26 protein-coding genes are annotated in these 26,998 nt (G+C 27.3%); 13 read left to right on the top strand and 13 right to left on the bottom strand.

All coding sequences use genetic code 11. The annotated features are described in order from the left end of the window. Positions 1-18: 18 nt before the first annotated feature. The gene (locus LXN10_RS00620; protein ID WP_375724031.1) at positions 19-1,593 is read right to left on the bottom strand and encodes a SagB family peptide dehydrogenase; all 1,575 of its coding nucleotides are present in this window, start codon (positions 1,591-1,593) and stop codon (positions 19-21) included. A gap of 113 nt (positions 1,594-1,706) precedes the next feature. On the opposite strand from LXN10_RS00620, the gene LXN10_RS00615 reads away from it, so the two are divergent. The 7 genes from LXN10_RS00615 to LXN10_RS00585 all read left to right on the top strand — a co-directional run bounded on the left by LXN10_RS00615 (position 1,707) and on the right by LXN10_RS00585 (position 7,285). After that, on the top strand, positions 1,707-2,060 hold the full coding sequence (locus tag LXN10_RS00615) for a DHCW motif cupin fold protein (RefSeq protein WP_375724030.1): 354 nt from the start codon (positions 1,707-1,709) through the stop codon (positions 2,058-2,060). A gap of 63 nt (positions 2,061-2,123) precedes the next feature. Continuing rightward, positions 2,124-3,086 (top strand): hypothetical protein, encoded by a 963-nt coding sequence (locus tag LXN10_RS00610; protein ID WP_375724029.1) that lies wholly within the window; start codon positions 2,124-2,126, stop codon positions 3,084-3,086. A gap of 195 nt (positions 3,087-3,281) precedes the next feature. After that, positions 3,282-3,560, top strand: coding sequence for an RNA recognition motif domain-containing protein (locus tag LXN10_RS00605; RefSeq protein ID WP_129101103.1), 279 nt, complete (start codon positions 3,282-3,284; stop codon positions 3,558-3,560). 89 nt (positions 3,561-3,649) lie between these two features. Continuing rightward, complete coding sequence (locus LXN10_RS00600; RefSeq protein WP_375724028.1) at positions 3,650-4,567, top strand: class I SAM-dependent methyltransferase; 918 nt, start codon at positions 3,650-3,652, stop codon at positions 4,565-4,567. Further along, complete coding sequence (locus LXN10_RS00595) at positions 4,564-4,788, top strand: cysteine-rich CWC family protein (RefSeq protein WP_375724027.1); 225 nt, start codon at positions 4,564-4,566, stop codon at positions 4,786-4,788. Before LXN10_RS00600 ends, LXN10_RS00595 begins: the two co-directional genes overlap by 4 nt. A 50-nt stretch (positions 4,789-4,838) precedes the next feature. Continuing rightward, entirely contained in the window at positions 4,839-6,077 is a 1,239-nt protein-coding gene (locus tag LXN10_RS00590) for an L-lactate MFS transporter (RefSeq protein WP_375724026.1), read from the top strand. Between the two features lie 53 nt (positions 6,078-6,130). Next, positions 6,131-7,285: a hypothetical protein gene (locus tag LXN10_RS00585; protein ID WP_375724025.1), complete on the top strand. Its 1,155-nt coding sequence runs from the start codon at positions 6,131-6,133 to the stop codon at positions 7,283-7,285. 1 nt (position 7,286) lies between these two features. Here LXN10_RS00585 and LXN10_RS00580 read toward each other — a convergent pair whose 3' ends face one another. Next, the gene (locus LXN10_RS00580) at positions 7,287-7,913 is read right to left on the bottom strand and encodes a tRNA-uridine aminocarboxypropyltransferase (RefSeq protein WP_375724024.1); all 627 of its coding nucleotides are present in this window, start codon (positions 7,911-7,913) and stop codon (positions 7,287-7,289) included. 136 nt (positions 7,914-8,049) lie between these two features. Here LXN10_RS00580 and LXN10_RS00575 point away from each other — a divergent pair, with 136 nt between their 5' ends. Beyond that, positions 8,050-8,766: a hypothetical protein gene (locus tag LXN10_RS00575; protein ID WP_375724023.1), complete on the top strand. Its 717-nt coding sequence runs from the start codon at positions 8,050-8,052 to the stop codon at positions 8,764-8,766. Here LXN10_RS00575 and LXN10_RS00570 read toward each other — a convergent pair. Continuing rightward, positions 8,763-9,824, bottom strand: a complete 1,062-nt coding sequence (locus tag LXN10_RS00570) for a CNNM domain-containing protein (protein ID WP_375724022.1) — start codon at positions 9,822-9,824, stop codon at positions 8,763-8,765. The two genes, LXN10_RS00575 and LXN10_RS00570, sit on opposite strands and share 4 nt — an antisense overlap. A gap of 190 nt (positions 9,825-10,014) precedes the next feature. Between LXN10_RS00570 and LXN10_RS00565 the strand changes: the two genes are divergently transcribed. Continuing rightward, positions 10,015-10,371, top strand: a complete 357-nt coding sequence (locus LXN10_RS00565) for a flagellin (RefSeq protein ID WP_375724021.1) — start codon at positions 10,015-10,017, stop codon at positions 10,369-10,371. On the opposite strand, the gene LXN10_RS00560 is transcribed toward LXN10_RS00565, so the two are convergent. The 3 genes from LXN10_RS00560 to LXN10_RS00550 all read right to left on the bottom strand — a co-directional run bounded on the left by LXN10_RS00560 (position 10,364) and on the right by LXN10_RS00550 (position 15,604). Continuing rightward, positions 10,364-10,669 (bottom strand): DUF309 domain-containing protein, encoded by a 306-nt coding sequence (locus tag LXN10_RS00560; protein ID WP_375724020.1) that lies wholly within the window; start codon positions 10,667-10,669, stop codon positions 10,364-10,366. The two genes, LXN10_RS00565 and LXN10_RS00560, sit on opposite strands and share 8 nt — an antisense overlap. Further along, the gene (uvrA, locus tag LXN10_RS00555; protein WP_375724019.1) at positions 10,666-13,479 is read right to left on the bottom strand and encodes an excinuclease ABC subunit UvrA; all 2,814 of its coding nucleotides are present in this window, start codon (positions 13,477-13,479) and stop codon (positions 10,666-10,668) included. The genes LXN10_RS00560 and uvrA overlap by 4 nt, the downstream gene beginning before the upstream one ends. Positions 13,480-13,681: 202 nt before the next feature. Next, positions 13,682-15,604 (bottom strand): mechanosensitive ion channel family protein, encoded by a 1,923-nt coding sequence (locus LXN10_RS00550; protein ID WP_375724018.1) that lies wholly within the window; start codon positions 15,602-15,604, stop codon positions 13,682-13,684. Positions 15,605-15,705: 101 nt separating this feature from the next. Between LXN10_RS00550 and acnA the strand changes: the two genes are divergently transcribed. Continuing rightward, positions 15,706-18,198: an aconitate hydratase AcnA gene (gene acnA / locus LXN10_RS00545; RefSeq protein WP_375724017.1), complete on the top strand. Its 2,493-nt coding sequence runs from the start codon at positions 15,706-15,708 to the stop codon at positions 18,196-18,198. Between the two features lie 37 nt (positions 18,199-18,235). Beyond that, entirely contained in the window at positions 18,236-19,474 is a 1,239-nt protein-coding gene (locus LXN10_RS00540) for a DEAD/DEAH box helicase (RefSeq protein WP_375724016.1), read from the top strand. Here LXN10_RS00540 and LXN10_RS00535 read toward each other — a convergent pair. From LXN10_RS00535 to LXN10_RS00505, 7 genes are read right to left on the bottom strand one after another with little or no spacing between them, the layout of a single operon-like run. Further along, complete coding sequence (locus tag LXN10_RS00535; RefSeq protein WP_375724015.1) at positions 19,467-20,201, bottom strand: sulfite exporter TauE/SafE family protein; 735 nt, start codon at positions 20,199-20,201, stop codon at positions 19,467-19,469. The two genes, LXN10_RS00540 and LXN10_RS00535, sit on opposite strands and share 8 nt — an antisense overlap. Continuing rightward, complete coding sequence (cysE, locus tag LXN10_RS00530) at positions 20,201-20,965, bottom strand: serine O-acetyltransferase (RefSeq protein WP_375724014.1); 765 nt, start codon at positions 20,963-20,965, stop codon at positions 20,201-20,203. Before cysE ends, LXN10_RS00535 begins: the two co-directional genes overlap by 1 nt. Beyond that, a complete protein-coding gene (speA, locus tag LXN10_RS00525; RefSeq protein WP_375725311.1) occupies positions 20,958-22,766 on the bottom strand; it encodes a biosynthetic arginine decarboxylase in 1,809 nt (602 codons plus the stop codon). The genes cysE and speA overlap by 8 nt, the downstream gene beginning before the upstream one ends. Next, on the bottom strand, positions 22,766-23,989 hold the full coding sequence (gene hisS, locus LXN10_RS00520; RefSeq protein ID WP_375724013.1) for a histidine--tRNA ligase: 1,224 nt from the start codon (positions 23,987-23,989) through the stop codon (positions 22,766-22,768). The genes speA and hisS overlap by 1 nt, the downstream gene beginning before the upstream one ends. Next, entirely contained in the window at positions 23,982-24,548 is a 567-nt protein-coding gene (tmk, locus tag LXN10_RS00515) for a dTMP kinase (RefSeq protein ID WP_375724012.1), read from the bottom strand. The genes hisS and tmk overlap by 8 nt, the downstream gene beginning before the upstream one ends. Then, positions 24,539-25,033: a pantetheine-phosphate adenylyltransferase gene (coaD, locus tag LXN10_RS00510; RefSeq protein WP_375724011.1), complete on the bottom strand. Its 495-nt coding sequence runs from the start codon at positions 25,031-25,033 to the stop codon at positions 24,539-24,541. The genes tmk and coaD overlap by 10 nt, the downstream gene beginning before the upstream one ends. Continuing rightward, positions 25,026-25,586, bottom strand: a complete 561-nt coding sequence (locus LXN10_RS00505) for a UbiX family flavin prenyltransferase (RefSeq protein WP_375724010.1) — start codon at positions 25,584-25,586, stop codon at positions 25,026-25,028. The genes coaD and LXN10_RS00505 overlap by 8 nt, the downstream gene beginning before the upstream one ends. A gap of 236 nt (positions 25,587-25,822) precedes the next feature. On the opposite strand from LXN10_RS00505, the gene LXN10_RS00500 reads away from it, so the two are divergent. Beyond that, the gene (locus LXN10_RS00500) at positions 25,823-26,464 is read left to right on the top strand and encodes a recombinase family protein (RefSeq protein WP_375724009.1); all 642 of its coding nucleotides are present in this window, start codon (positions 25,823-25,825) and stop codon (positions 26,462-26,464) included. 84 nt (positions 26,465-26,548) lie between these two features. Continuing rightward, positions 26,549-26,995, top strand: coding sequence for a 50S ribosomal protein L9 (gene rplI / locus LXN10_RS00495; RefSeq protein WP_375724008.1), 447 nt, complete (start codon positions 26,549-26,551; stop codon positions 26,993-26,995). Positions 26,996-26,998 lie beyond the last annotated feature (3 nt).

Genomic DNA, 26,998 nt, shown 5'->3' with positions numbered 1-26,998 from the left:
ATTTAATAGTATGATTATTTAATCAATATAAGGTTTCTTAGTTGATAGTCTAGTATCAACTAATCCTCGTCCAATTGTAAAATGATAAAGCGTTTGGAAATGATTTGTTTGTAAACCAAGTGCTCCATGAAGTATATCATCTAAAAAACATCCAATACCAGTAGCTGAAAGTTTTAGTGATGTAGCTTCTAAATATAATTGTTGTCCAATAGCTCCACAATCCCAATATAGTTGCTTGTATCTTGAAGCTCCAAATTGTTCTAATTGATTTGTAAATTGGGCTAACATTCCAAGGGTAAATGCTCCATGGCTTGCAATGTCTTGATTACAAGATATTGCTTTTGATAGGAATTTAAAATCTCCCTTTACAAGTTTATATAATTGACCTGATTGTGTATCAACTTTTTCCCAAAGAAATTCTTCTTTAAATAAAGTTTTTAATTGCTCTTTATGTTTTTCATTACGAACAAGTATGTAAAGTCCTTGTTCAATATCTGTTACATTATGTACAAAGATTACTAAATGTATAGATGAATTATTTGATTTTACAGAACCCAAAATAGTTTCAAACTCTTTTTTAGTTATATTTGAGTCATCTTTATCCATTACTTGTGCTGAACGACGATTTAATACAATATCTTTTGCTAAAAATGAAGTTTCTCTATAAGGATTTATTTCATATTTGTCATTTGTATATTGTTTAGTCTCTAAATCATCACTTAAAGTTGCATCTTCTATTTTTTCTAAGATATCCCACTTGTGCCAATCATGGCTTAATTGGTTTGCTTTTCCTCTATAAGTTTCTTCCAATGAATCTCTTATTTTATCAATATCTATTTCTTTTAATTTATTTTCTGAATTATCATTAAAAGAGACTAATAATAACATATCAGGAAGTTCTCGCTCTTGGGGGATAAACCTTTGAACTTGATCAAATCCTATTAGATTTTGAAGGCTAGAATCTTTTGTATTGACTACTTCAACTTTCCAACCTAAGATTAAAGCTGAAATTTCCAAAGCTTTTAAAGCATGCCCACAATCAAGTTGGGTATATCTCCATGATCTTTCTCCATACTTCCAAGCTTCTCTCCAAACAATTGATGATAAACATACCAAAAAACTATTTTTTGGTAGAGTTAATTCTTCATTTGCATTTGATAATAATTCAAGTTCATGTTCAAGTGGGCAATAGTGAAAAAGTCCATCATCAATACCTGGAATATCATTTGATATAATATAAGCTTCACTAGGCTGTAGGTTTCCACTTGAGGCATTACATCTTAAAGCCCAAGATTGACCTTGGTATTCTTTAATTGCAGCAAGTCCAAGGGAAAATTGGAAGAATTGTGATATTGCTTCTTTACATAAAGGAGCTGATAATGTATCATCTTTTTTTTGATTAAATATTTGGCTATATTCCAAGGTCTTATTTTCAAAAGATAAAGGCAACTGTGTTTTCTTAGTATCTATGTATGTTCTATATGGGTTTGGTTGTGTTGCCCAATCCATATATCCTAAAGATTTTGCATATCTTTGTTGGGAATGTTTTGTTTCATTGTGATAGGTATAAACCATTTGTAGTTTTTTATTCATTTGATCATAGTATCAAATAAGATTTAATAATTTATTAAACTTAAATAGTAGATTTATAAAATAAATTTTGACTATTTTAGCTACCATATTAAAAATAATTAAAAAGAGAAAACATGAATAATAAGAATATACCTTTTCAAACAATAGATTGGTCAAATATACCAAAAACAGAACATAAAGGTGAGTCTGGAATAGCATACTGGCAAACTTTGCAATTTGAGGGATTAAGAGTTAGAGTTGTAACATATTCTGCAAATTATGTAGCTGATCATTGGTGTGAAAAAGGTCATATTGTTTACTGCCTAGAAGGTGAAGTTGTAAATGAACAAAAAGATGGAGAAAGTTCTATTTTGAAACCTGGTATGTCATATATAGTTTCAGATGAATTAAGCTCACATCGTTCAGTTACAAAAGATGGTGTAAAACTACTGATAATTGATGGTGATTTTTTAAAGCTAAAAAGTTAAATAAATAGTATTTAGTTTAATATTTTTTTACATATAATGCGTAAAATTAATTATTGAGATTATATGAAAAAATACAAAGTTCTTTTATCCTACCTAATTTTAGTTGTACTATTTGCTTTTATTCCATTAAAAGCCGATGTACAACTAGACACTTCAAAAATAAAAAATTATAAAGTTATAAAATCTTTTTATAAAGACTCTAAAAATAAGTTTTTAATTATAAGATCATATAACTATAAGTCTAAGTCTTTCTTTTTAACTATCAATCTTAATAGTTTGAAAACATCTATAATGACACAAAAAGAAAAAGAGAAATTAACAAAAGCAGATAAATCTATTTTAGAAAATACCAATTATGATATTTTAGTTAATAAAGCACTGAAAAACAGTTTTCCAATATCAAATGCTGGCATAAATGATAGTATAAAAAAGAAGCCCCATGAGATGTATCTTACAATTGATATGTGTCCTTCTTCTAAAAAAGGTTATGAAAAAGAGTTATTTGAAAAGTTTTTAGATCTAAAGCAAGTAAATAAAAAAATTCCAATTGCCATTTCAATAACATACAGATGGGTAAACGGTCATAAAAAGGAATTTTTATCTCTTATACATAATAAAAAACTAGATATAACTTGGATAAATCATTCACGAAACCATTATTATGATAAAAATGAAAAAGTATTAGAGAAGAACTTTATGCTTTATTTTAAAACTAATCTTGATGTTGAGATTTTAGATGTAGAGAAAATGCTACTTTTAAATAATCAAGTGCCCTCTATATTTTTTAGATTTCCAGGTCTAATTTCAAGTGCAAAAATTAACAAAAGAATGATAAATGAATTTTCCCTAATTCCCCTTGGAACTAGTAATTGGTTAGTAAAGTCAAAAAAAGTGGCAATAGATGGGAATATAATTTTAGTGCATGGAAATTTAAATGAACATGAGGGAATTAAGATATTGTTTAAAGATGTAAAAGATGTAAGATTGCTTAAATCCATATATAATCCATTCTTAATAGAACAATAATCTAAGCTTATTAAATTGGGTAAAAAGCGGATATTAAATTTCTAAAATTTCTAAAAAATTCATAAAAATGACAAAACTATAAATTATTATTGTATAATTGTAAATATTTTTTAATGACTTTATACTAACTATTGAAATTCTCATTGTATGTATAATTTTTATTGGAAATATACATATTTAAAGGAAAAAAGAAAAATGCAAATTTATGTGGGTAATATGTCTTACGGTACAACAGAAGAGGGTTTAACTACTTTATTTTCACAATATGGGGAAGTTAGTAGTGTAAAATTGATTACAGATAGAGATACTGGTAGAGCAAAAGGTTTTGGTTTTGTTGCTATGAATGATGATAGCGCAGCACTAAAAGCTATTGAAGAATTAAATGGTAAAGAGTATGATGGTAGAACTTTAAGAATTAATGAAGCTAAACCAAAAGAAGATAAACCAAGAAGAGAATTCAACAATAGATATTAATCTAAAACTTTAAAAAGGGTCTTATCCCTTTTTAAATCCTCCTTTAAACATACAAAATCTCCAAACTATTTTTATAAATAAGGTATTTCATGCAAATCACTCAATTAAAAGAATTAATATTATTGAATTTAGAAAATAGCACAAACGAATTTAAAAGAGTTTTTCATGGAAGAGGCAACTTTTATGAAGATTTTCATTATTTATGTGTTGATAAAATAGATAAGATTTTGCTTGTAAGTTTATTTCAAAATGTTGATGAAATAATAGAATCTGATTTGAAAAAAATGTTTAATGAAATAGTTGAAGAGATGAGTTTCTCTTCTTTGATTATTCAAAAAAGATATTTAAAAGAAAATTCTTATGAAGTACTAAGTGGTAGTTTACCAAATAATGCATATGTAATAGAAAATACTCTTAAATATAATATTAATTTTTCAAATCAAAACATAGGTTTATTCCCTGATATGAAAAGAGGGCGAGAATATATTAAATCAATATCAAAAGATAAAAATATATTAAATCTTTTTTCATATACTTGCGCTTTTTCAGTTGTATCAATTAGTGCAGGGGCAAAACAAGTAATAAATGTAGATATGTCAAAGGGTGCACTTAGTACTGGAAGAGAAAACCATAGAATAAATAATTTAGATACTAAAAATGTGAAATTTTTGCCATATAATATTTTAAAATCATGGAGTAGAATTAAAAAATATGCCCCATATGATATTATTATCATTGATCCACCATCTTTTCAAAAGGGAAGTTTTGCCGCAAGTAAAGATTATGAAAAAATTATTCGAAGATTGAAAGAACTAGCAAGTGAAGATTGTATAGTTTTATCTTGTTTAAATGCTCCAGAACTTGATACAACTTTCATAAAGAATATATTTGATGAAAATGCTAGCGAATTTAAATTTATTAAAAGATTAGATAATCTAGATACTTTTCCAAGTAACAACGAAGAAAAAAGTTTAAAAAATATGATTTTTCAAAGGAAAATTAATTGATAAATCCTAAATTATGTCCCTTTTGTGGTAAAGAAAATTTATGTGAGGCAAATATTCCAAATAATTCTTGTTGGTGTAATAATATAAAAGTACCTATGGAATTAAGAGAACTAATCCCTCAAGAAAAGAGAATGAAAGCTTGTATATGTAAAAAATGTATTCTATCTTTTCAAGAAAATAGTAAAAACTTTATAAAAAACTACACTATAAAATATAGATAACTTTAAATAATATTTGCTAAAATCTTATTACTTTAAGAATGGGGAATATAATGACTGAAAAAAACCGTTGGCTTATGGCTTTATCTGCTGTTGGTGTTCATTTATGTATTGGTTCTGTATATGCATGGAGTGTATATGTAAAACCGATTCAAGAACAAATGTCTTGGAATTTAACTGATGTAACAATTGCTTTTAGTGTTGCAATTTTCTTTTTAGGGCTATCAGCAGCTTTAATGGGAAAATTTGTTGAAAAAAATGGCCCAAGGGTTTCAGCACTTATTGCTGCATCATTATTTGGATTAGGAACTATGGGTTCTGGACTTGCAATTATGATGGAGTCAAAACTGCTTTTATACTTTTTTTATGGAGTTTTAGGTGGTTGTGGGCTAGGTATAGGTTATATTTCTCCTGTTTCTACCTTAGTTAAATGGTTTCCTGACAAAAGAGGAATGGCAACTGGACTAGCTATCATGGGATTTGGTTTTGCTTCAGCTATTTGGGGGCCAACTATTAAAATACTCATAGGTGTAGTTGGTATTTCAAATACTTTTTTTATACTAGGGTTTGCTTATTTTATAATTATGTCTTTATCTGCTTTATATTTACAAGCTCCGCAAAATGATTATATGCCTGAACATTTTAAGAAGAAGTTAAAAGAAGGTAAGAGAAAAATAAAAGAAGACTTACAAAGTCTTGGATTAAATGAAGCTATTAAAACACCAAGATTTTATGGTCTTTGGTTAATGTTATTTATTAATGTAACTTGTGGAATTGCAATCATTGGTGTTGCTTCTCCTTTATTACAGGAAGTTATAGGAATATCTGCTTTAGCAGCAGCAGCAGCTGTTGGTCTTATGGGGATATTTAATGGTGCTGGAAGAATTGTTTGGGCTTCATTATCTGATTATTTAACTAGACCTGTAGTTTACATAATCTTCTTCTTTACACAAGCTATTGCTTTTTATATGTTGCCATCAATTACTGAAATTGTAGTTTTCCAATTTGTATTATATTTTATAATGTCTTGTTATGGAGGAGGGTTTGCTTCTATCCCTGCATATATTGGAGATATATTTGGAACAAAAGAGTTAGGTGCAATTCATGGATATATTTTAACAGCATGGGCGGCAGCAGGGTTAGTAGGACCGCTTATTATATCAATTGTAAAAGATATGACAGGAAGTTATTCTCAAACACTTTATGTATTTGCAGGATTTTTTATAGTTGCTTTGATTATTTCATTAGCTATGCTTTTAAATATAAATAAAATAAGAAAGAGTAAATATTAATAAAATAATAATACTCAATATTTTAATTTATAAAATAGAACTCTTTTGTTATAATGAAATTAAATAAAATAACAAGAAGTGTAGTGAGTCAATTTTCAATATCTGATGATGTAAAAAATCTAAATTTAACAAATATAAAAGATAACCTTTTTAGCTATAAATATGATATAAAAAGGTTATCAGCATATTTTCAAAATCCAACAGAAGAACTAGAACATTTTTATAGCAGTTTTAAAGGTGAAGTTTATGAAAATATAATTTATGAACTACTTTTGGAATATGCTAAAACTGCCCCTGATATCAAAAAATTTATTTTAAAAGGTCCTCACCAAAAAAGGGATTTAATTCAAAATAAAAGTGGGTTATTGATTGACAATAGCAATCAAATAGTTTATAAGGCTTCATACAAAGATATAAGTGAGTTTGATGCACTTTTTTTTACAAATAATGAAATATATTTTGTAGAAATGAGTACTTCTAAAAAAACAGCAAGTTTAAATAAAAGGTTATTTAAAAAACAAGCTTTATTAAAAGTATTGTTTCCTTATTTGGAAGTAAAAGCATTGATTGTTCTGACAAAAGGATCTGTTGGTCTTAATAATTTCCCTTCATATTGTACTGTTTGGGTTACAAATGATTTTGAAGATGAAGATTTTCTAAAAGAACTTATTGAGAAAAAAAGACAGAAAAAGATTACTTTCCCAAGCGAAAAAAAAGATGCAAAGTTTATTGAAGCAAATACAATTTCTCACTCAAATTTTAAATATTTTCAAACTTTAAAATGGATACTTTATAAGGCTAGGTCTCATAAGAACTTCAGTGTAGATTTAGGTTTTTTTAATAGTAAAGATTTAAATTTATATTTTGATATATATACAAAACTTTATATTGGGTATTTGAAAATAGAAGATTTTAGACAAATCGCAAAAGATTATGATTATGAAGTAAGAGATGATAAAGTAATCGTAAGTATTGAAAAAATAAATCAAAAAACTTATGGAATAATTTATTATCCAAAAAATAAAAATGGTCAATTAAAACGAGTAAAGATTGATGAAACAACTATTAAAATAAAAGATAAAGAAGCAGAAGGTTTTACGAATGCTGAAATAAAATTTATGTTAAATGTTTTAGATGAAAAATTTGTTTTGACTTTAAATGATATAAATCACATAAATAAAAATATTTCAATAATAAAAACTTTTTAAACTACTTATATCTTATACTTTTTTCAAGGGACTTGGTAACTTGGAATTTTACCATTTGTTTAAATGGAATTAAAAAATTATCTAAAGAACTTTTATCTATATTTTCAATATTGTGTTTATTTAGGAGTTTTAAAAGAACCAAGGTAGACTCTATTGTAGATAAACAATAATTTGATGGTTGTTTTTTAAATACATATGCAGAACTATTTTCATGGTTAAAACTTATTTTAGGTAAAGAACTTAAATTTGCACTTGATTTAAGTATCTTTTTAGAACAAGCCCAAGTAGAATCAATAAGAAAAATTACTTTTTGTTTTTTATTTTCGATATTACTTTTACTTAGATTTATAGAATCTATTCCTGGATATAGAACATAACATGCGTTATTAGTATCATTGATTAGAGAATTCAACTCTTTATTATGTGAAAAATCAATGCCTACAAAAATTTTACTATTTAAAAGTGATTGGTGAGTTATTTTACCTGTATTATTTTTTGTTTTTCTAAACTCTTTTGGGTGCATTAAAAATATAAATTTAGTATTTGTATTAAAGGGCTTAATTAAACCACAAAGGCAACTTATTTTTGCTCTATTACAATCGTAACAATATTCTCTATTATTTATCATTTCGTATTATATTGTAACTTTATTATAAAGAAATTAATAGTATCAAAGGTTTTTTATGTTAAAAAGGCATAATATTAAGCTATTATTAAGAATTGTATAGATATGATTGTTATATTTATTGTAGGGGAGGTGTGTAATGAATAGTATTAACAGTGTCCAAATGAATGCATTTATGGCTCATAGTTCTAATATGAACCAAAATACAGAGATTAATGTAAATACTAATACAGATAAAAACATACCAAAAGTTGAAGATAGTTCTGAAAATGATATTAATAATCAAGCAGTAAATGTATCCATTTCGATGCAAAGTATGCTTGTTTATGTACAAGTTAGAAGTTTAGAGTTTGTTCAAACAAATACAGAAGCTCAAGACATGCTACATAATATATTTAATAATAAAGAGGTTTTCCATTTTTTAGATGGTAGAGATAGTTCTAATGGCCTAAATCTTAAAGATTTAGGTTATGAAGGAAAACCAATTACTCAATTAACTGCCAATGAAGCTAAAGATTTAGTTTCAGATGAAGGTTTCTTTGGTATAGCAAAAACTTCAGAAAGAGTTTCAAATTTTGCGTTTAGTATTAGTAATAATGATGTTGAGCTTTTAAAAAAATCTAGAGAAGGTCTCATAAAAGGTTTTGATGAAGCTGAAAAACTTTGGGGAGGAAAACTTCCAGAAATATCTTATCAAACTCAAGATAAGACTTTAGAACTTGTAGATAAAAGAATAGCAGAACTATTAAATAAAGATAAAAAATCTAGTGAAGATAAAACTAGTGAATTGGGAGATAGCCCTGCTGAAGCTCTAAAAGAAGAGACATCAGCTAAAGAAAAAGCAAAAGAGAGCTAAGCTAAATTAGCTCTTCTTTTTTCTCGCTCTTTTCTTTTGTTTTTCATTTTTGTTAAAGCAAGTTTTCTCATATCAGCAATAGTGTCTGACTCATCCATGATTTCTAATCCAAGTAGTGTTTCAATACAATCTTCAAGGGTAACTATACCTTCTGTTTGATCATAGTTATCGAGTACAACAAACATATGTTCTCTTTTTTTGATAAAAGTATTTAATACTTTTGAAACTGGAATATTTTCATTTAAAGCAAAAACAGGTCCCATAATAGAATCTATTGTCACTTCGCTATCTCTAATTGCTTGTTTAAATATTTTTTTAGTTAGAACAATTCCTACCACATTGTCAATTGTTCCATCATATATTGGAACCCTTGAGAATTTGTATGTTCTTTTGTCATCTAAAATATCTTTTATTTTAGTGTTTTTCTCAATTGAATACATTACAGATCTAGGTGTTAAAATTTCTTTTACTTTTATACTATGTAGTGTTAAAGTATTTTCAATAATATCAGACTCTAAATCTCCAATAATACCTTCTTCTTCACTTAAAAGAGTTGAGTGAATTAATTCTTCCCTTGAAATGGAATCACTAGAAAAATCACCATTGGCAATTTTTTTTGTAACAAATTGAGTGATTATGATTATTGGATAAGTTATAAAAATACAGAATCTAATAATAAGTGCTGCAACAGGTGCTAGCTGTTTCCAGTAAACTGCTCCAATTGTTTTTGGAATAATTTCTGCAACAAAAAGTATTAAGAATGTCAAAATAATAGAAATAATAATGACAAAAGATGATTCTCCACCAAATACATTATTCGCTTGTACACCAATAGCAGTTGCTCCAAGTGTGTTTGCAATAGTATTTAAGATTAGAATTGATGCAATTGATTTATCTATATCTTGTTTTAGACTTTTTAGAAGTTTACCAGATTTTGGTTTTTCTTTTTCTATAACAGAAATATAAGAAACATTTAACGAAAGAATAATTGACTCTAATACTGAGCACAAAAATGAAACACCGATAACTAAAACAAATAGTAATATTAGAAGTTCCATATTGTCCTACTGTTTTGTAATTTTAAGTTATTCCTCTGGGAATTATCTTCCAAGATACCGCTCCTTTTTAATATAATTAACATCGTATGATAGCAAATTTTTTTGAAAAATACTATAAATTTGACAAAAATGTTTAAAAAGATGTATAATAAATGTAAGAAAATAGTTAAATTTTATAAAGGAGGTTATTATGGAATTTGGACCAATACCTGCACTGAATGAATTTCAGATGGATAGTGTTAAAAAGTTTGAAAGAATTAATGAAATAAATCCTAGTAAAAAAGTTGATAATGACCAACAACCTAACGAAGTTCAAAGTGTTCAAGATAAAATAGCAGAAGAAGTTAAAACAAATAAAGTTAAAAAAGGAGACTTCTCTACATATAATGAAGTGACTTTGACTAATTTAAGTTTTGGTTATAACGAAGAATCAAAAGATTTTTTTGTAAAAGTACAAAGGGGTGATTTTGAAGCTCAATATCCTACAGATGAGATGATGAGATTAAAAGCATTTATGATAAGTTCAAATGAAAATGAAGCTAGTTAACTATATAATTATTTTTTAATTCTAATAAGTTACTTGCTTCATAATATTTTTCACTGCTATCTAATTCGTCCAATAGATAATTATATTTTTTAAATACACTCCAAACTCTTTTATATGCATCAGGTCTTTTTTTTCTATACAAAGCCAATGCCGTAGCTCCATTAATAAGACCTTGAACTGCTTTTGCTTTAGATTTTTCTTCTATTCTTTTATAGTATCGCCACTCTTCTTCCAAAAGTTCATGCGCTTCTACAAATCTCTCTTCTTCAACCGCTTTTATAAATCCATCTATACTCAAGAATTAAGTTCTTTATCTAAATAATATCCTGTGTATGAGCCAGATTTTTTATGATTTGCTGCTATTTGTTCTGGTGTTCCCATATCAACTATTTGTCCACCTTTACTTCCACCTTCAGGTCCCATGTCAATAACCCAATCAGAATTTTTTATAATGTCAAGATTGTGTTCGATTACAAGTACTGAGTTTCCTAAATCAACAAGGTGATGTAATACTTTTGTAAGTCTATCTACATCTGCAAAGTGTAATCCTGTTGTTGGTTCATCAAGTACATAAAGAGTATTTCCTGTATCTTTTTTACTTAATTCTTTACTTAGTTTTATTCTTTGAGCTTCACCACCTGAAAGTGTTACAGCATTTTGTCCTAAAGTAATATATCCTAAACCAACATTTTGTAAAGTTTCTAATTTAGCAAATATTTTTGGAACTTTTTTGAAAAATTCAATTGCTTCATCAACACTCATATTAAGTACATCTGATATAGATTTTCCTTTGTAAAGGATTTCTAAAGTTTGTGCATTGTATCTTCTTCCATGACACTCATCACATTTAACCATAATGTCTGGTAAAAAGTGCATTTCAATTTTTATTTCACCTTCACCTTGACACTTCTCACATCTTCCACCTTTAACATTAAAAGAGAATCTTCCTATTTGATATCCTCTTAAACTTGCTTCTTTTGTTTTAGAAAAAAGTGTTCTTATTTCATCCATAAGACCAGTGTAAGTTGCTGGATTACTTCTAGGTGTTCTTCCAATTGGTGATTGGTCAAGATAAATAACTTTATCAAGATCTTCAAGTCCTTCAATAGAAACACCATCGACTTTATTTACTTTTCTTGCATGATTTAAAAGCTCTTTTGCAACTGGAAGTAGGGTCTGTAAAATAAGTGAAGATTTTCCACTTCCACTTACACCTGTAATTGCACATAGATTTTTAAGAGGAATTTTTACATCAAGTTCTTTAATATTATTTATTGTTACATTTTGAATTTCAATAAATTTTTCTTGTGGTCTATTATGTACATAATCTATTTTTTTCTTTCCTGTCATATATTGTGCAGTTAAAGTTTTTGCTTTCATCATCTGTTTTAATGTTCCAGAAAATACAATTTCCCCACCATATTTACCAGCATTTGGTCCAATGTCAACTATAAAATCTGCTGCTTCAATAGTCTCTTTATCATGTTCAACTACTATTACAGTGTTACCTTTTTCTTGTAAGGCTCTAAGTGTTTTTATAAGTTTATTTGTATCTCTTTCATGTAGTCCAATTGAAGGTTCATCTAAAACATACATTACACCTGTAAGTCCAGAACCAATTTGAGAAGCGACTCTTATTCTTTGAGCTTCACCACCACTAATTGTTCTTGCATCTCTTCCTAAAGTTATGTAACCAAGTCCAACATCATGTAAGAAAAAGATTCTCTCTTTTATCTCTTTTAAAATTGGATCTGAAATCATTCTATTTTGGTCTGAAAAATATTTGAAGTTTTTATCATCATGAAAAAAAGCAAAAGCATCATCTATTGGTAAAGTAATAATTTCTGAAATAGTTTTATTAGCAACTTTTACTGCTTGAGATGAAGGTTTTAATCTATTTCCTCCACAATCACTACAAGCTTTTTCAGTCATATATTCGCCTAAATCTTTTTCATCTTTTATCATGTCATAGGCAATTTTAACTATACCTTCCCATTTTCTTGTAAGTTGATGTCTTTTCCAAGTAAACACAGCATCTTCAACTCCACCATGAAGTATTGATTTTTTTTGATGTTCTTCTAGCGTATCAAAAGGAACAGAAGTATCAATTTTTGCTGCTTCACAATGGGCTTTTAACATCTTAAAGTAATACCCTTTGTTAAAACCATAGATAACTCTAATAGCTCCATCATCAATGCTTAGGCTTTCATTGATTACTTTTTTCATATCAAGTGCATATCTAATACCTAGTCCATCACAAGATGGACAAGCACCTTTGGGTGAGTTAAAAGAGAAAGTTAATGGTTCAAGTGGTTCAAAAGAGATTTTACAATCAAAACAAGCCATATGTTCAGAGTAGTGAATATGCTTTTCAGTTCCAACTTCTTCATGATTCATAATTTCAACTTCTAGTTCTCCAAAACTTTCTTTTAAACCTTTTTCAACATCTTGAGCAATTCTATCTTTGTTTTCAGCTTTTACAACAACCCTATCAATTACTACTTTAATAGTATGCATTTTATTTTTTTCTAGTTCTACTTCTTCATCAAGTCTAACCATTACCCCATCAATTATGGCTCTTACATAACCTTTACCTCGTAGGCTTTCGAGCATATCTGCAAATGAACCTTTTTTTCTATTTACTAAAGGTGCTAGTATTACTATTTTTGACTCATCTGGTAATTGTAATACTTGCTCAATTACATCAGAAGCACTCATCTTTGAAATAGGTTTTCCACATTTATGACAATGTTGTGTTCCTACTCTTGCATATAAAAGTCTAAAGTAATCATAAACTTCTGTGATTGTTCCAACTGTTGATCTTGGATTTTTAGAAGTTGTTTTTTGGTCAATTGCAATAGCCGGAGTTAATCCTTCTATTCTTTCAACATCAGGCTTTCCAACTTTATCTAAGAATTGTCTAGCATAAGCAGATAGTGATTCTATATATCTTCTTTGACCTTCTGCATAAAGTGTATCAAAAGCTAGAGTTGATTTCCCAGAACCACTAAGACCTGTAAAAACTATTAGTTTATTTTTGGGAATTTCTAGGTTTATATTTTTTAAGTTATTTTCTTTTGCATTATATATTTTTATTGAGTCTGTCATAATTGTTATCCATTTTATTATAAATTATTTACGCTATATTTTTAAGTTATTCTATCAAAAAAACTGATATTTAGTACCTGTTTTTTGGAAGTTTAACTATAAATTTAGAAACAATGCAAGTTATATTTTTATAGCGAAACTTACATTTTCTACTTTGAGCCATCTAAATGACTATTGACTATTCTTTTACTTGTATTTAATTTTAATTTGTTTTCTCTAAATGTATAGTTTGAGTAGGGAAAGCAAATGAACAATTATTTTTTGCTACTAATTGTGATATTTTTACAATAACATCTTGTTTTGTTTCTAACCAATCTTCCCAATCAGGACTTCTACTAAAACAATATACTAAAATATTAATAGAACTAGATGCATACTCATCAATATAAACTAAAGTAGTATTTTTTACACCAATTAAATCTTCTTTTTTTAGTAAATAAGGTTTTTTATCAATATTTAACTTAGAACTTGCAATTGAAGGATGTTCTTGTAACATCTCCCTAATATCAACAACAAGATTTTCAATATCACTCATCTTACTTCCATAAGTAATACCTAATGACATCATGATTCTTCTTCCTATTACTCTTTTTGACCAGTTAAGTATTGACATATTTGCTAGTTGAGCATTGGGTACTGTTATCATTGCATTTGCAAAAGTTCTTATTCTTGTTGTTCTCATTCTAATATCAACAACAGTTCCTTCAACATTTCCAGCTTCTATCCAATCTCCTTGAGAAAATGAATTGTCTGTAATAATATTTAATGATCCAAAGAAGTTACTAAGAGTATCTTTAGCAGCAAGTGCAACAGCAATACCCCCAATACCAAGTGAAGCAATAATGGCTTTAATATCAAAATCTAATTGCACTAATAAAAATAGAAGTAAACAAATTAATATTAATATTTTTAAAATTCTTAATATAAAGTCTACCATCTCTTTTCTCATATTTGGATAGTCATTAAATATTTTATCCGATGAAAGATTTATATAATTTGTTAGTATTCTATAAAACATATAAGATAAAAGTGCTAAATAAACTGTAGTAAACCAAGGAACAAGTTTATTTACTATACTTGCATTATCTATGAGTAGAAAAAGAGATAATTGTAAAGCAAAAATATACATAAGAATAGAAACAGAAAAACTAAAACTACTTGGAACAATATCTATAATAGAGATATTTAAAGCTTTTATTTTTTTTGATAGTTTTTTACTAAATAAACTTGCAAAAAATGGTAATATTTTTTTATTAGCTATAAAAAATAGAATAAAAACAAATATAAGAATAACAATCTTACCTATTGAAATATGGAAATAATAATCAAATATTTCAGATGTATTTTTTATATAACTAGTAGAATCAATTTTTTTAATTACATATTTTAAACTTAATTCATCCAATATAAAATTACTAGGTCTATATTCATTCATATTTGCTTTTAGATAATTAAATACTAGTAAGTTTGCTTTTATTTGAGATTCTAGTGTATTTAAAGAAGTTTTAAAATCAGTAGAAAGTGTATCATGCAAATCACTTACTTGTGATGCAGTTTTTTTAAAGATACTTAAATCGATATTAGTTAATTTTTCTATTGAATCATCAAGTAAAGAAACATAATATTTTTTATCTTTAAAAGAGTTTTTTCCATCAATGATTGAATTAATTGTTTGGGCAAAGTTCTTTTGATTTTCTAAGATAGTTATTTTTAAAAGGTCTCTTGATACTGCCAAGTTATTATCATATTTAGAGTTGACATTTATTTTACTATTTAAAAATTTAGTTTTTTGTTCATAATCTTTTTCATCAAAAGTGTAAGGAATCTCTTTATTGATATTTTTTACAATTTTTTCCATCTCATCATCAATTTTTCCAATTTGATTATCTGTATGTAATTTAAAATTTTTATTTTGAATAAGTTTGATGATGAAGCCCAAGTCATAAGGGTCTACTTCATTAGTAGTATTAGTTTCATCTGTTTGTGTATCACTACTTGTAGTTTGGTCATTTTGTTGATTTTTAACCTCAGTATCTGCTACAAGAAGACCACTTCCAAAGAGGTTTGTTGATAATAGTAAAAGTAAAATTATTTTTAATAAATTATATTTTGTAGTATTGTGCATTTGCCATCCATTGTAAAAATTAAAGCAGCCATTATACCATAATAAAAGATTAAACAATCATTTGGTATTTTACTTATTATTAATTGTAAAGGTTAAGTGGAATGAATATTCTTAATAGTTTTGAAATAGAAAATGAGCTTTTCTATTATTATGATTTGAAAAAAGTTTTTTCAATATATGAGAGCTTAAAAGAACTTCCAATTTCCTTGAAAATTTTATTAGAAGAGAATTTAAGGAAAGTATCAAATGATGAAGAAATAGAGTATATAATTGATACTTTTTTAACTAGAAATAACTCTATTATTAATTTTTATCCTTCAAGAATGATTACCCAAGACTTTACAATACTTCCTTCTTTGATTGATTTGGCAACATTAAGAGAAAAAGTAAAACATTCGTCAGAAAAAATAGATAAAATCAATCCCAAGCTTATGGTTGATTTACTTTTTGATTATGATTTAGAGCACAATTGTTCACAAGAAGATATTCAACTTCAAATAGAAAAAAATAAAGAAAAATATAAATTCATAAAATGGTCTCAAAATAGTTTTAGTAATTTTCGTGTTATCCCACCAGGGTCTGGAATTTGTCACCAACTAAATTTAGAATATTTATCTACAATTATTCATCTAGAACAAAAAGATGGAAAAAATTACTTATTTCCTGAAACGGTGTTATGTACAAATTCAAATTCTTCTATTACAAACTCACTAGGAGTATTAAGTTATTCTGTTGGGGGAATAGATACCCAATTATCAATGTTAGGATATCCTATAGAGTTTAAACTACCAAAAGTTCTAGGTGTAAAAATCAAAGGAAAACTAAGAAAAGGGGTTACTTCTTCTGATTTGGTATTATATTTGAAATTTAGACTAAAAGAACATGGAATAGAAAATCAAATAGTTGAGTTCTTTGGAGATGGACTTTCTGAGTTAACACTAGAAGATAGATCTTTCTTATCTAATATGGCTTCTAAATATGGTGCGATTTCTTTTTATTTCCCAATAGAGGATAAAACACTATTATATTTTAGTAATACAAAAAATAGTAGTGAATTTTCAGAACTTATTAAAATATATCTAAAAAAGCAAGAGCTTTTTTTTGAAAATAAAGAATTGTCTTTTGATGAGACAATTGAAATAAACTTAAGTGAGTTGGAACCTATTATTTTTGATTATAAAGATATAGAAAATAAAGTACAAATAAAAGAATTAGATAATCTACTTATAACAAAAGAAGGAATAATTTTAAAAGATACATCTATTGTATTAGCTTCTATTAATACTTGTACAATGGTATCAAACCCTTATTTATTGATACATGCTGGACTTGTGGCAAAAAAAGCTTATGAGTTAGGAGTTAAAACTAATGAGCATATTAAGAAAGTATTGACAATAAAGTCTCACATTGTAAAAAGTTATTTAACAAAATTAGATTTATTGAAGTACTTTGAATACTTAGGTTTTGATATTATTGATTATGAGTGTAATACTTCTAATTCATTAGATGAAAGGATAGAAGACGAGATTAGAAAATATAACTTAAATGTCGTTTCAATATCTTCAGGTAATAGGCATCTAAAAGAAAAGATTCATCCTTTAATAAAGTCAAGTTATCTTATGTCTCCCTCTTTAGTTATTGTGTATTCATTTACACAAACAATAAAAAGTAATATTATTAATGAAGTGAATGGTTGTAAATTTTGGCCAAAGCATGATTTAGTGATTGAGTATTTGAATAAATTAGATTTTAGTTTTTATAAAGATATATACAAAAATATATTTTTAGGTGATATCTCTTGGCAAAATATACAAATAGCTAATACTAAAACTTTTGATTGGGATGAAAGTTCTATAGACATAAAACAATCAAATTTTATAAATAATATTGAGAATAAAAATAACCAAATTGAAAATGCAGGTATATTAGTACTTTTAGGAGATAATATAGATACAGAGTATATTTCTCCTAAAGGACAAATATCTTTATATTCAGAAGCTGGGAATTATTTAGAACAAAAAGGTATAAAATCATTTGATTATAATACTTTTGAGAGTAGATGTGGAAACTTTGAAATTATGTCAAGGGGAATGTTTGATAATGTAAGGCTTAAAAATAAAATGATTTCGAAAGAGGGTGGATATACAAAAGATTTTGAAAAGGATGAAATAGTATCTATTTACGAGCTAGCTCAAAGATTTAAACAAAGACAAAGACCTTTAGTCTTATTTGCTGGTGAAAACTTTGGTGTAGGCGAACAAATAGAATGGTCAATAAAAGGAATAAAATCACTTGGAATAAAAGCTATAATTGCAAAGTCTTTTGATGAAAAATATAAATTAGATTTACACTATCTTGGAATACTAGCTTTAGAATTTACAGAAGGTGAAAACATAAATATATTGGCTCTAAAAGGTGATGAGGTCATTGATATTAAGTTAGACGAGAAGATAAAAATAAATAGGATATATAATTTAACAATAAGTTCAAATAGAGGAATTATTGAAACTAAGTTAAATAATAGCATTGATGAGGCTAATTATAAAAATAATAGCAACTTAAGTTCATTATTAAATGACTTAATAGCGAAATAATTATAAAGTACAAAAATTAAAAAAGGAATTAGACAATATGTCATTGTTCAAATTAAAATTATCAGATAAGATAAACAAAGCACTTATTGAAAATGCTTATATTAAACCAACTGCAATTCAAGAAAAAGTAATTCCTTTAGCATTAGAGCATAAAGATATTATTGCAAGAGCACAAACTGGAAGTGGAAAAACTGCTAGTTTTGTTTTACCTATATTAAATCTTTGGGATAATCAAAACTTTTCAGGAAAACCAAAAATTAGATGCTTGGTTTTAACGCCTACAAGAGAGTTGGCATTGCAAGTATCTACAGCTTTTTTAACATTTAGTAAATATATGAATAAAAAACCAAAAGTTGTAAGTGTTATTGGTGGAGAGAGTATTGGTGAGCAGTTATTAAATATCCAAAAAGGGTGTGATGTTGTTGTTGCTACTACTGGAAGATTGCTTGATATTTTAAAGAAAAAACAAATGGACTTATCAAATCTTAATTTCCTTGTTTTAGATGAAGCCGATAAAATGCTTGATTTTGGTTTTGAAGAGGAGTTAGAACTTTTATTACAAGTTCTACCAAAGAAGCGTCAAAATCTTCTTTTTTCTGCAACATATCCTGCAAAGATGTTAAATATCGCCTCAAAAATAACACAAAATCCTATTGAAATATCTATTGAAAATGAAGAAACAACAGTTCAAAGTATAAATCAAAGGGTAATAGAAGTAAATAAAGAGAATAGAAGTGCTTTACTTAGACATTTGATAAAAGAAGAGAATTGGCAACAAGTTTTAGTTTTCATGGCAAATAAACGCTCATGTGATAATATAGCTTCAAAATTTAGAAAATATGGTTTTGAATCAGAATCTTTTCATGGCGATTTAGTTCAAGAAGAGAGAAATGGGACTTTAGAAGATTTTAAATCAAAAAAAATAAAAGTACTATTTGCTACAGATATAGCAGCAAGAGGGCTTCATATAGATAATATTTCATGTGTGGTTAATTATGACTTGCCAAGGGCTGCTGCTGATTATATTCATAGAATTGGAAGAACTGGAAGAGCAGGGAAAAGTGGTATTGCAGTCTCTTTTATATCCCATGAAGATAAAGAACATTTTGCTTTAATTGAAAAACGAAGTAATATCAATCTTGAAAAAGAGCAAATAAGTGGGTTTGAACTAACGGGAACTCCTATAACAAAAGAAAAAGGTTTGCCACCTGTAAAAGGTAAAAGAAAAAGTAAAAAAGATAAATTAAGAGAAGAATCTTTAAAAAAGACTAAATAGTTTTATAAATCATTATTGAAAAAGTTAAGGTATACAAAATAAGAATGTATTTTTTATAAGAGACTAGATTAATCATATTTTTTATTTTTATACCTAAATATACACCAACTAAAGAGGCTAAACCTACAATTATTCCTTGAGAGTACATCATATGACCATTGAAGCTTAAAGATATAAATCCAGCAGTTGAAGAAAAGATTACAAAAAATAGTCCTAGGGTTGTTGCTCTTTTTAAATTATAATTCATAAAGCCAACTAAAATTGGAGTTATAATAATAGAACCACCAGCACCGACACTCATGGCAATTGCACCTGAAATTGCACCAATTAATACAAGTAATAATATAGATTGATTTTTTTCTTTTTTGTCATGTTCAGCAGGAGTAAAAAAAAGTTTTAAAATTGAAGCTAACATAATTAGTATAAATATATATTGCAAAGTTAGATTTGAAAATGCAGCAACTACAAATCCTGAACATAGACCTCCTAAAAAGCCTCCACTTCCAATGGCTATTCCATCAACTAATATACCTGATTGTTTTTTACTATTTAAAAATGAACCAAAGATTGAACTAAATACCATTTGAACAACTGAAATAGATATGGCTTCTTTCATAACTAATCCAGATAATAAAAGCATTGGAACAAGTATCATTCCTCCTCCAACACCAAAGAAACCTGAAACAAAACCTGTAACAAGCCCTAAAAACAGAAGTTCAAAAATCATTATCTAATAGAGTTCATTGCGGAAATAAATTTTTTGTAAATACATTCAAGATCTGTATCTTCATTAGTCAAATCAATTCCATCATGTTTTTTAATTGCATGTTCTAAAACAGCAACTCTTTTTAATAGATATTCAAACATCTCTTTATTTATATCTGGTAAATCTCCATGATTTAATCTACCATTTTTATCATCTCTTTTGATAATTTTAGCAGGTACTCCAACCGCAGTTGAGTTTTTTGGTACATCACAAATTACAACAGAATTTGCTCCAATTTTACTATTTTTTCCAACAGTAATATTTCCTAAAACTTTTGCACCACTTCCAATTACAGAGTTTGATTTAATAGTAGGGTGTCTTTTACCCTTATTTAAACTAACTCCACCAAGAGTTACACCTTGGTAAATTAGTACATCATCTTCCACAATTGCAGTTTGTCCAATAACTACACCAATTCCATGATCTATAAATACTCTTCGTCCAATAGTTGCAGCTGGATGAATATCCATATTACATAAAAATTGGGTAAGTCCCATTATTATTCTAGAAGTTAGTTTGAAATTCTTTTTATAAAGTCTATTTGCAATTCTATGATTGATAACTGCCCAAACTCCAGGGTAATTAAAAATAAGTTCAATATTAGAGTTTAGTGCTGGGTCATTTAATTTTGGAACAGAAAAGTCTTCTTTTATCTGTTTCCAAAGAGAGATTTTTTCAGTATTTGGTTCTGGTTTAATTGTTTCTTTATTTATTTCATCACTCATAATAACTCCATATAGTTTTTAAATAACTATTTTCATTTAAATATTTTTTCAAATCTTTATAAATTTCTGGATCCAGATTCTTTCTTAAAATATTTTTCATATTATCTGTATCATAATCAATGTCTTCAAGGATATCAATTATTTTTTGAGATTCTAATATTTTTTCTAATACAACTTTCCCATCTTTAAATACTACATTAACTTCAGTTGGGTGTGAGAAGAGGTTATGTTTCATTCCTAAAGTATCTTGATATGCTCCAACATTAAAAAAGCCTAAGAAATAGTCCTCTTCATTTAAATTTATATCATGTAAATAAAGTGGTTTTTTTGAGTCAAAAGGAATTTCCCCATCACTATCACAAGTAATATCCCATAAAGAAGCACTTCTTGTAGGATTTTTATCTAAATGTGTTAATGGCATTACTGGAAATTCTTGATCAATACCCCAATAATCGGGAAGAGATTGGAAAAGAGAAAAATTTAATAAATATTTTTCTTGAATACTCTCATTAAGTTTTTTTAACTCACCATAATCATCAATTTCTAAAAATGAAATAGCTTTTTTAATTATTTGGTGTGTTAGAACTTCTGCATTTGATCTATCTTGTAAATCAATATAACCCAAATCAAAAAGTGTTAAAAGTGATTCCATATGGTCTGTACTATCATGCATATACTCATATGCAGTTTTCTTAGTCATATCTCTATGTAAATAAAATAGCTCTTGAATTAGTGGTGGATTTTTTTCTTTTAATTTTAATTGGTCAAGTTCATACTCAGATGAAAAAAGCTCTAAAACAGGAGTTACAAGTACTGTTGAAGCAGCTGAAATAAATCTTCCTGATTCTGTAAAAATATTTGGTTCATCAACACCTTTTTGTTTTGCAATATCTTTTAATGTAAATATAACATCACTTGCAAACTCACTAAGCGAATAAAATCTTGTTCTTTCATAGGCATTATATTCAACTGCTAAACCACCACCAATATTAATCGATTTTAGTTTAGTTGCACCCAAATTCTTAAGTTCTGCATAAATATGTCCAGATTCTCTTAGTGCTTTTTTTAATGGTTTTATTGAGTTCATTGCTGAACCTATATGAAAGTGAATCATGGTAAGATAATCAACAATATTACACTCCTCCATTAATTCATATGCTTCAAGGATTTCAGTTGATGTAAGACCAAATTTAGAGTTTATCCCTCCACTTTTAGCCCATAGTCCACTTCCCCCACTATGAAGTCTTACTCTTAATCCTATATTTGGACATTCAAGTTTTGTCTCTTTTAAAACTTCTACAATCATCTCAAGTTCATTTAAACCCTCAATAATCAAAGTAATATTATGTCCCATCTTTTTTGCAATAAAACCTAAATGAATCATCTCTTTATCTTTAAATCCATTTACTGTAATAGGAGAACCTATATTATTGTATGTCATTGCAATAACAAGTTCTGCTTTACTCCCAGCTTCCAATCCATAATTGAATTTTTTTCCTTCTTGTATTAAAGGGTGAATGAAGTTAGGTAATTGATTTACTTTTAAAGGAAACACTGCATTAAATGTTCCTTGATAGTTATACTCTTTTATACTTGCATTAAATACATCATAAAGTGTATGTATTTGTTTTTTTGTTATATGTGGAAATCTTAAAAGCAAAGGGCCTTTAAAATCTTGTTTTCTAATATCTTTTACAATAGATATTAGTGATGGTTTGCAATCAAAATTAACTTTTGCCAATCCATCTTCAATAATAAAATTATCATCACTCCAGATGTCAATACCATAATCATTCACTATTAAAAATCCTCTAATTTTAAATTTTGTTCTTCTTGTGTATCTATATTTTTTATATAAATTGTCCCATTCTTTAATTCTGTTTCACCAATCAATGCGACAATATTTGCACCATGTTTTTCAGCTATTTTAAAGTGTTTTCCAAAACTTCTTGGGCTATACTCTATAATAGTTTTTGTTGTCTTTCTTTTTTTAAGAGCAACTTTTGTTATTGTATTTAGTGCATCTTCACTCATAGCACCTAAATAAATTGTATCTTCTTTTATATCTTTTTGTTCTATTAGTTCAAGTAATCGCTCAATTCCTATAGCAAATCCAATACCAGGAGTTGGCCGTCCACCTAAAAATTCTACTAGTCTATCATATCTTCCACCACCTGCAATTGCACTTTGAGCACCAATTTCATTTGATGTAAATTCAAAGGCAGTTTGAGAATAATAATCTAAACCTCGAACTAAGTTTGAATCTATAACATAACTTACATTATTAAAATCTAAAATCTCTTTTAATTTTTCAAAATCACTATCACATTTTTCACATAAATTATCTGTTATCTTTGGAGCATTGACTAAAAGTGATTGGCATTTTTCATTTTTACAGTCTAAAACTCTTATAGGATTTGTTTCTATTCGTCTATTACAATCCTCACAAAGTTCTGTTTTTATATTTGTTAACACTTTTACAAGATTTTCTTTATATGGAGGCATACAAATAGGGCAACCTAATGAGTTTAGTTGTAAAGTAAAGCCAATACCAAAGAAATCTAAAATCTCTTTTAGCATCATGATAATATTTGCATCTTCATAAACAGAATCTATGCCAAAAACTTCACAGCCAAATTGGTGAAATTCTCTAAGTCTTCCTTTTTGTGGTCTTTCATATCTAAACATAGGACCATAATAGTACCATTTATATGTTCCACCAGCACGGTCAAATTTATTTTCCACAAAACTTCTTACAACTCCAGCTGTTCCTTCAGGTCTTAGGCATACATCATTTTCACCTTTGTCGATAAATTGATACATCTCTTTATTTACAATATCACTACTTTCTCCAACACTTCTTTTAAAAAGTGCAGTCTCTTCTAAAATAGGAGTCTCCATGTATGTAAATCCATAGTTCTTAGCTATTTTTGAAGCATTTTCAACAAAATATGTAAAAAGTTCACTCTCTTTTCCTAAAATATCATTCATCCCTCTTAGACTTTGAATATTTTGTTTACCCATTTATAAAATCCTCAATTTTTTTTGCAATTTCTTCTATACTTAAACTTGCATCTATAAAGATGTAGTTTAAACTTAACAAATCAATTGTCTTTTTCATTCTATTTTGAATATCAATTAAATAATCAATTCCCCTTGATTCAATTGAATCATTTGATTTATTTCCTAATCTTTTTGTTAACTCTTCTTTACTCAATTCTAATAAAATAGTATGGCTAGGCAAAGTATTTTCCGTAGCTATCAAATTTAAAGTTGTGACAACTTCAATTGGCAAACTTGAAGCATAAGCAATACCTGAAATAACTGATCTATCTGAAATAATCATTTTGTCAATATTTGGTTTTATTACCTCTTCTATATGTTCAGCTCTGTCTGCTAAAAATAAAAACATCTCTGCAATTTTTGATTGAGCTTCACCATTAAGTGCCATTTCTCTTAGTTTACTACCAAGTTTTGTCGCCCCTGGCTCTTTTGTAAAAATAGCCTCACTAAACTTTTTTGATAGAATTTCAAGCTGAGTAGATTTTCCAGCTGTATCAATTCCTTCTATAACTACATACATTCTATAACCTCTTTTGGAACTAAGTGTTGAAACTTACCTTTAAATAATATAATTTCTCTAACAATTGTAGAACTAACAAAGGCATTTTCAAGCGTTGGCATAAGATATAAAGTCTCAATTGTCTTATTAATTGAAGAGTTTGCATATCCCATTTGAAGTTCATATTCAAAATCACTTACTGCTCTTAAACCCCTAATAATAGTTGTAATACTTAAACTAGTTGCTAAATCAACTAATAAAGTATCAAATCCTACAACTTTTACACCACTAATATTTTTTGTGGCTTCTTTTGCGAATTCAACTCTTTTTTCATGGGAAAACATAGGTTTTTTTCTTTCACTTTTTGCAACTGCTATAATTACTTCATCAAAAATATTTGCTGCTCTTTTTATAATATCCATATGTCCATTTGTAATTGGATCAAATGTACCTGAATATATAGCACTTTTGTATGATGAGATTTGTTCTTTATTTTCTTTATTCATCTTCTTTCCATCTTTTATATAAACTATTTTCTATTCCTAAACTGTCATACCATTTTCCAATAATAAAGTTTTCCATTTCATCAATTGTTGTGTTATTTGAATAATAACCCAATATAGGAGGTGAAATAATAACACCCAATGATGACAATTTGGTCATATTTTCTAAAGGAATCTGAGAAAAAGGCATTTCTCTGGGAGCTATTAAAACTTCCCTTTTTTCTTTTAAGGATACAGCAAATGCTCTTGTAATTAGATTATCTGCAAAACCATATGCACATTTTGCTAAAGTATTCATAGAACATGGGATAATTACCATCTTGTCAATTTTAAATGAACCTGATGCAATAGGTGCAGCTATGTCACTATTCTTAAAAAGTTTGATATTTTCTTGATTTTTCAGTTTTTCAAATGCTGAATTATGTTCATATTTTAATGCAATTTTTGCACTTTCTGAAATAACAACAAAAGCTTGAATATCTTGAGGTAAAAGCTCTAAAAATTTAATTCCTAAATTTACTCCACTAGCACCGCTAATTGCTACAACTAATCTCAATTTAGATCCTTATATTCTTTAGATAAATTAGTGATATTAGCCTAAAAAATCTTTATTTTCAAACAATTATGTATTATGTTTCAGAATTTAAAAGTTAAAAACTTATTAAAAGCTTAAATTTAAGCTAATATTAATCATTGGAATGCTAACATTTTGTATTACTATAAATTAAGATAAAGCAATCATTTTGTATAATTTTATTAATTTAAGTTATACTAAATGTTTAAAGGATAATTATGTCTAAAAATTTCACTTATTTAAGAATAAATAAAAATAATAAAAACTATACAGAAGAACAAGAAAATGGAATTATTAATTATGTCAAGAAACATAATATGGAAATTTTTCATAATATTGAGGTAGAAATCAACACTCCATCTGAAGAAAAAAATATTTTAGAATTATTAAAATCATGTAAAATGAACTCTACTTTAATCGTATATGATTTAAATGTTTTTGGAAGAACGATTGAAACAATTTTAGAAATTGTTAAATTTTTATTGGAAAATAAAGTAAGAATTTTAGTGATAAAACAAAACCTAGAATTAGTTGATAATGATGACATGCTTACAAAAATGGTTTTAGGAATGATATCTATGACAATTGCTTTGGAAAAAGACTTAATGAGTTTAAGAACAAAAGAAGCCTTAAGTGCAAAAAAACTAAGTGGTCAAAGTTTAGGTAAACCAAAAGGTACTATCCAAAAATCAAAATTTGATAAACAAAGAGATAAAATAGAAGAACTTTTAAGTGTGGGATTATCTGTTAGAAAAATAGCAAAACTTTTGGGATATAACAATCACATTGGTTTAAATAACTATGTAAAAAAAAGAAATATTAGAGAACATAGTACTTCTTTAGAAGAATTAGCAAGTTAAATTTATATCTCTACTTTCATATTTATATTTACTTCAAAAATATTATAGTATCATATTAGCTATTTAAAATATGGAGAATATATTATGAAAGTATTATTATTAAAAGATGTAAAAGGTACTGGTAAAGCTGGTGAAGTAAAAGAAGTTTCTGATGGTTATGGGAAAAATTTTTTAATTGGAAAAGGTTTAGCATTACTTGCAACAAATGAAGTTTTAAATAAACACAAAGCTCAAATGAGAAGAGAAGCCCAAAAAGAAGCAGAAGAAATAGAAACTGCAAAAGAGACTGCAAAAATACTTGATTCTCAAAAATTTACAATAAAACATAAAATTGGAGCTAATGGACACTTGATTGGTTCTGTTACAAATAAAGAGATTGCTGAAATATTAAAAGAGCAAGCAGATATTGATTTAGATAAAAAAAATATAACATTAAATTCAAAAGTAAAAACAGAAGGTATCTTTGAAGCAGATTGTAAACTAGGTCATGGAATCCATGGAACAGTTAAATTTGATGTAATTGCTGAGTAAAAT

Origin of the sequence: Arcobacter iocasae (assembly GCF_042214795.1) — a bacterium.
GTDB classification, from domain to species: Bacteria; Campylobacterota; Campylobacteria; order Campylobacterales; family Arcobacteraceae; genus Arcobacter; species Arcobacter iocasae.
Note: the sequence above shows the minus strand (reverse complement) of the source record. Positions and strands in the feature narration are given on the sequence as shown.

Bases quoted from the DNA above. Each gene is read 5' to 3' on its own strand.
- LXN10_RS00620 (WP_375724031.1), bottom strand. From the start codon at position 1,593: ATGAATAAAAAACTACAAATGGTTTATACCTATCACAATGAAACAAAA.
- LXN10_RS00615 (WP_375724030.1), top strand. From the start codon at position 1,707: ATGAATAATAAGAATATACCTTTTCAAACAATAGATTGGTCAAATATA.
- LXN10_RS00610 (WP_375724029.1), top strand. From the start codon at position 2,124: ATGAAAAAATACAAAGTTCTTTTATCCTACCTAATTTTAGTTGTACTA.
- LXN10_RS00605 (WP_129101103.1), top strand. From the start codon at position 3,282: ATGCAAATTTATGTGGGTAATATGTCTTACGGTACAACAGAAGAGGGT.
- LXN10_RS00600 (WP_375724028.1), top strand. From the start codon at position 3,650: ATGCAAATCACTCAATTAAAAGAATTAATATTATTGAATTTAGAAAAT.
- LXN10_RS00590 (WP_375724026.1), top strand. From the start codon at position 4,839: ATGACTGAAAAAAACCGTTGGCTTATGGCTTTATCTGCTGTTGGTGTT.
- LXN10_RS00585 (WP_375724025.1), top strand. From the start codon at position 6,131: ATGAAATTAAATAAAATAACAAGAAGTGTAGTGAGTCAATTTTCAATA.
- LXN10_RS00580 (WP_375724024.1), bottom strand. From the start codon at position 7,913: ATGATAAATAATAGAGAATATTGTTACGATTGTAATAGAGCAAAAATA.
- LXN10_RS00575 (WP_375724023.1), top strand. From the start codon at position 8,050: ATGAATAGTATTAACAGTGTCCAAATGAATGCATTTATGGCTCATAGT.
- LXN10_RS00570 (WP_375724022.1), bottom strand. From the start codon at position 9,824: ATGGAACTTCTAATATTACTATTTGTTTTAGTTATCGGTGTTTCATTT.
- LXN10_RS00565 (WP_375724021.1), top strand. From the start codon at position 10,015: ATGGAATTTGGACCAATACCTGCACTGAATGAATTTCAGATGGATAGT.
- uvrA (WP_375724019.1), bottom strand. From the start codon at position 13,479: ATGACAGACTCAATAAAAATATATAATGCAAAAGAAAATAACTTAAAA.
- LXN10_RS00550 (WP_375724018.1), bottom strand. From the start codon at position 15,604: ATGCACAATACTACAAAATATAATTTATTAAAAATAATTTTACTTTTA.
- acnA (WP_375724017.1), top strand. From the start codon at position 15,706: ATGAATATTCTTAATAGTTTTGAAATAGAAAATGAGCTTTTCTATTAT.
- LXN10_RS00540 (WP_375724016.1), top strand. From the start codon at position 18,236: ATGTCATTGTTCAAATTAAAATTATCAGATAAGATAAACAAAGCACTT.
- LXN10_RS00535 (WP_375724015.1), bottom strand. From the start codon at position 20,201: ATGATTTTTGAACTTCTGTTTTTAGGGCTTGTTACAGGTTTTGTTTCA.
- cysE (WP_375724014.1), bottom strand. From the start codon at position 20,965: ATGAGTGATGAAATAAATAAAGAAACAATTAAACCAGAACCAAATACT.
- hisS (WP_375724013.1), bottom strand. From the start codon at position 23,989: ATGGGTAAACAAAATATTCAAAGTCTAAGAGGGATGAATGATATTTTA.
- tmk (WP_375724012.1), bottom strand. From the start codon at position 24,548: ATGTATGTAGTTATAGAAGGAATTGATACAGCTGGAAAATCTACTCAG.
- coaD (WP_375724011.1), bottom strand. From the start codon at position 25,033: ATGAATAAAGAAAATAAAGAACAAATCTCATCATACAAAAGTGCTATA.
- LXN10_RS00500 (WP_375724009.1), top strand. From the start codon at position 25,823: ATGTCTAAAAATTTCACTTATTTAAGAATAAATAAAAATAATAAAAAC.
- rplI (WP_375724008.1), top strand. From the start codon at position 26,549: ATGAAAGTATTATTATTAAAAGATGTAAAAGGTACTGGTAAAGCTGGT.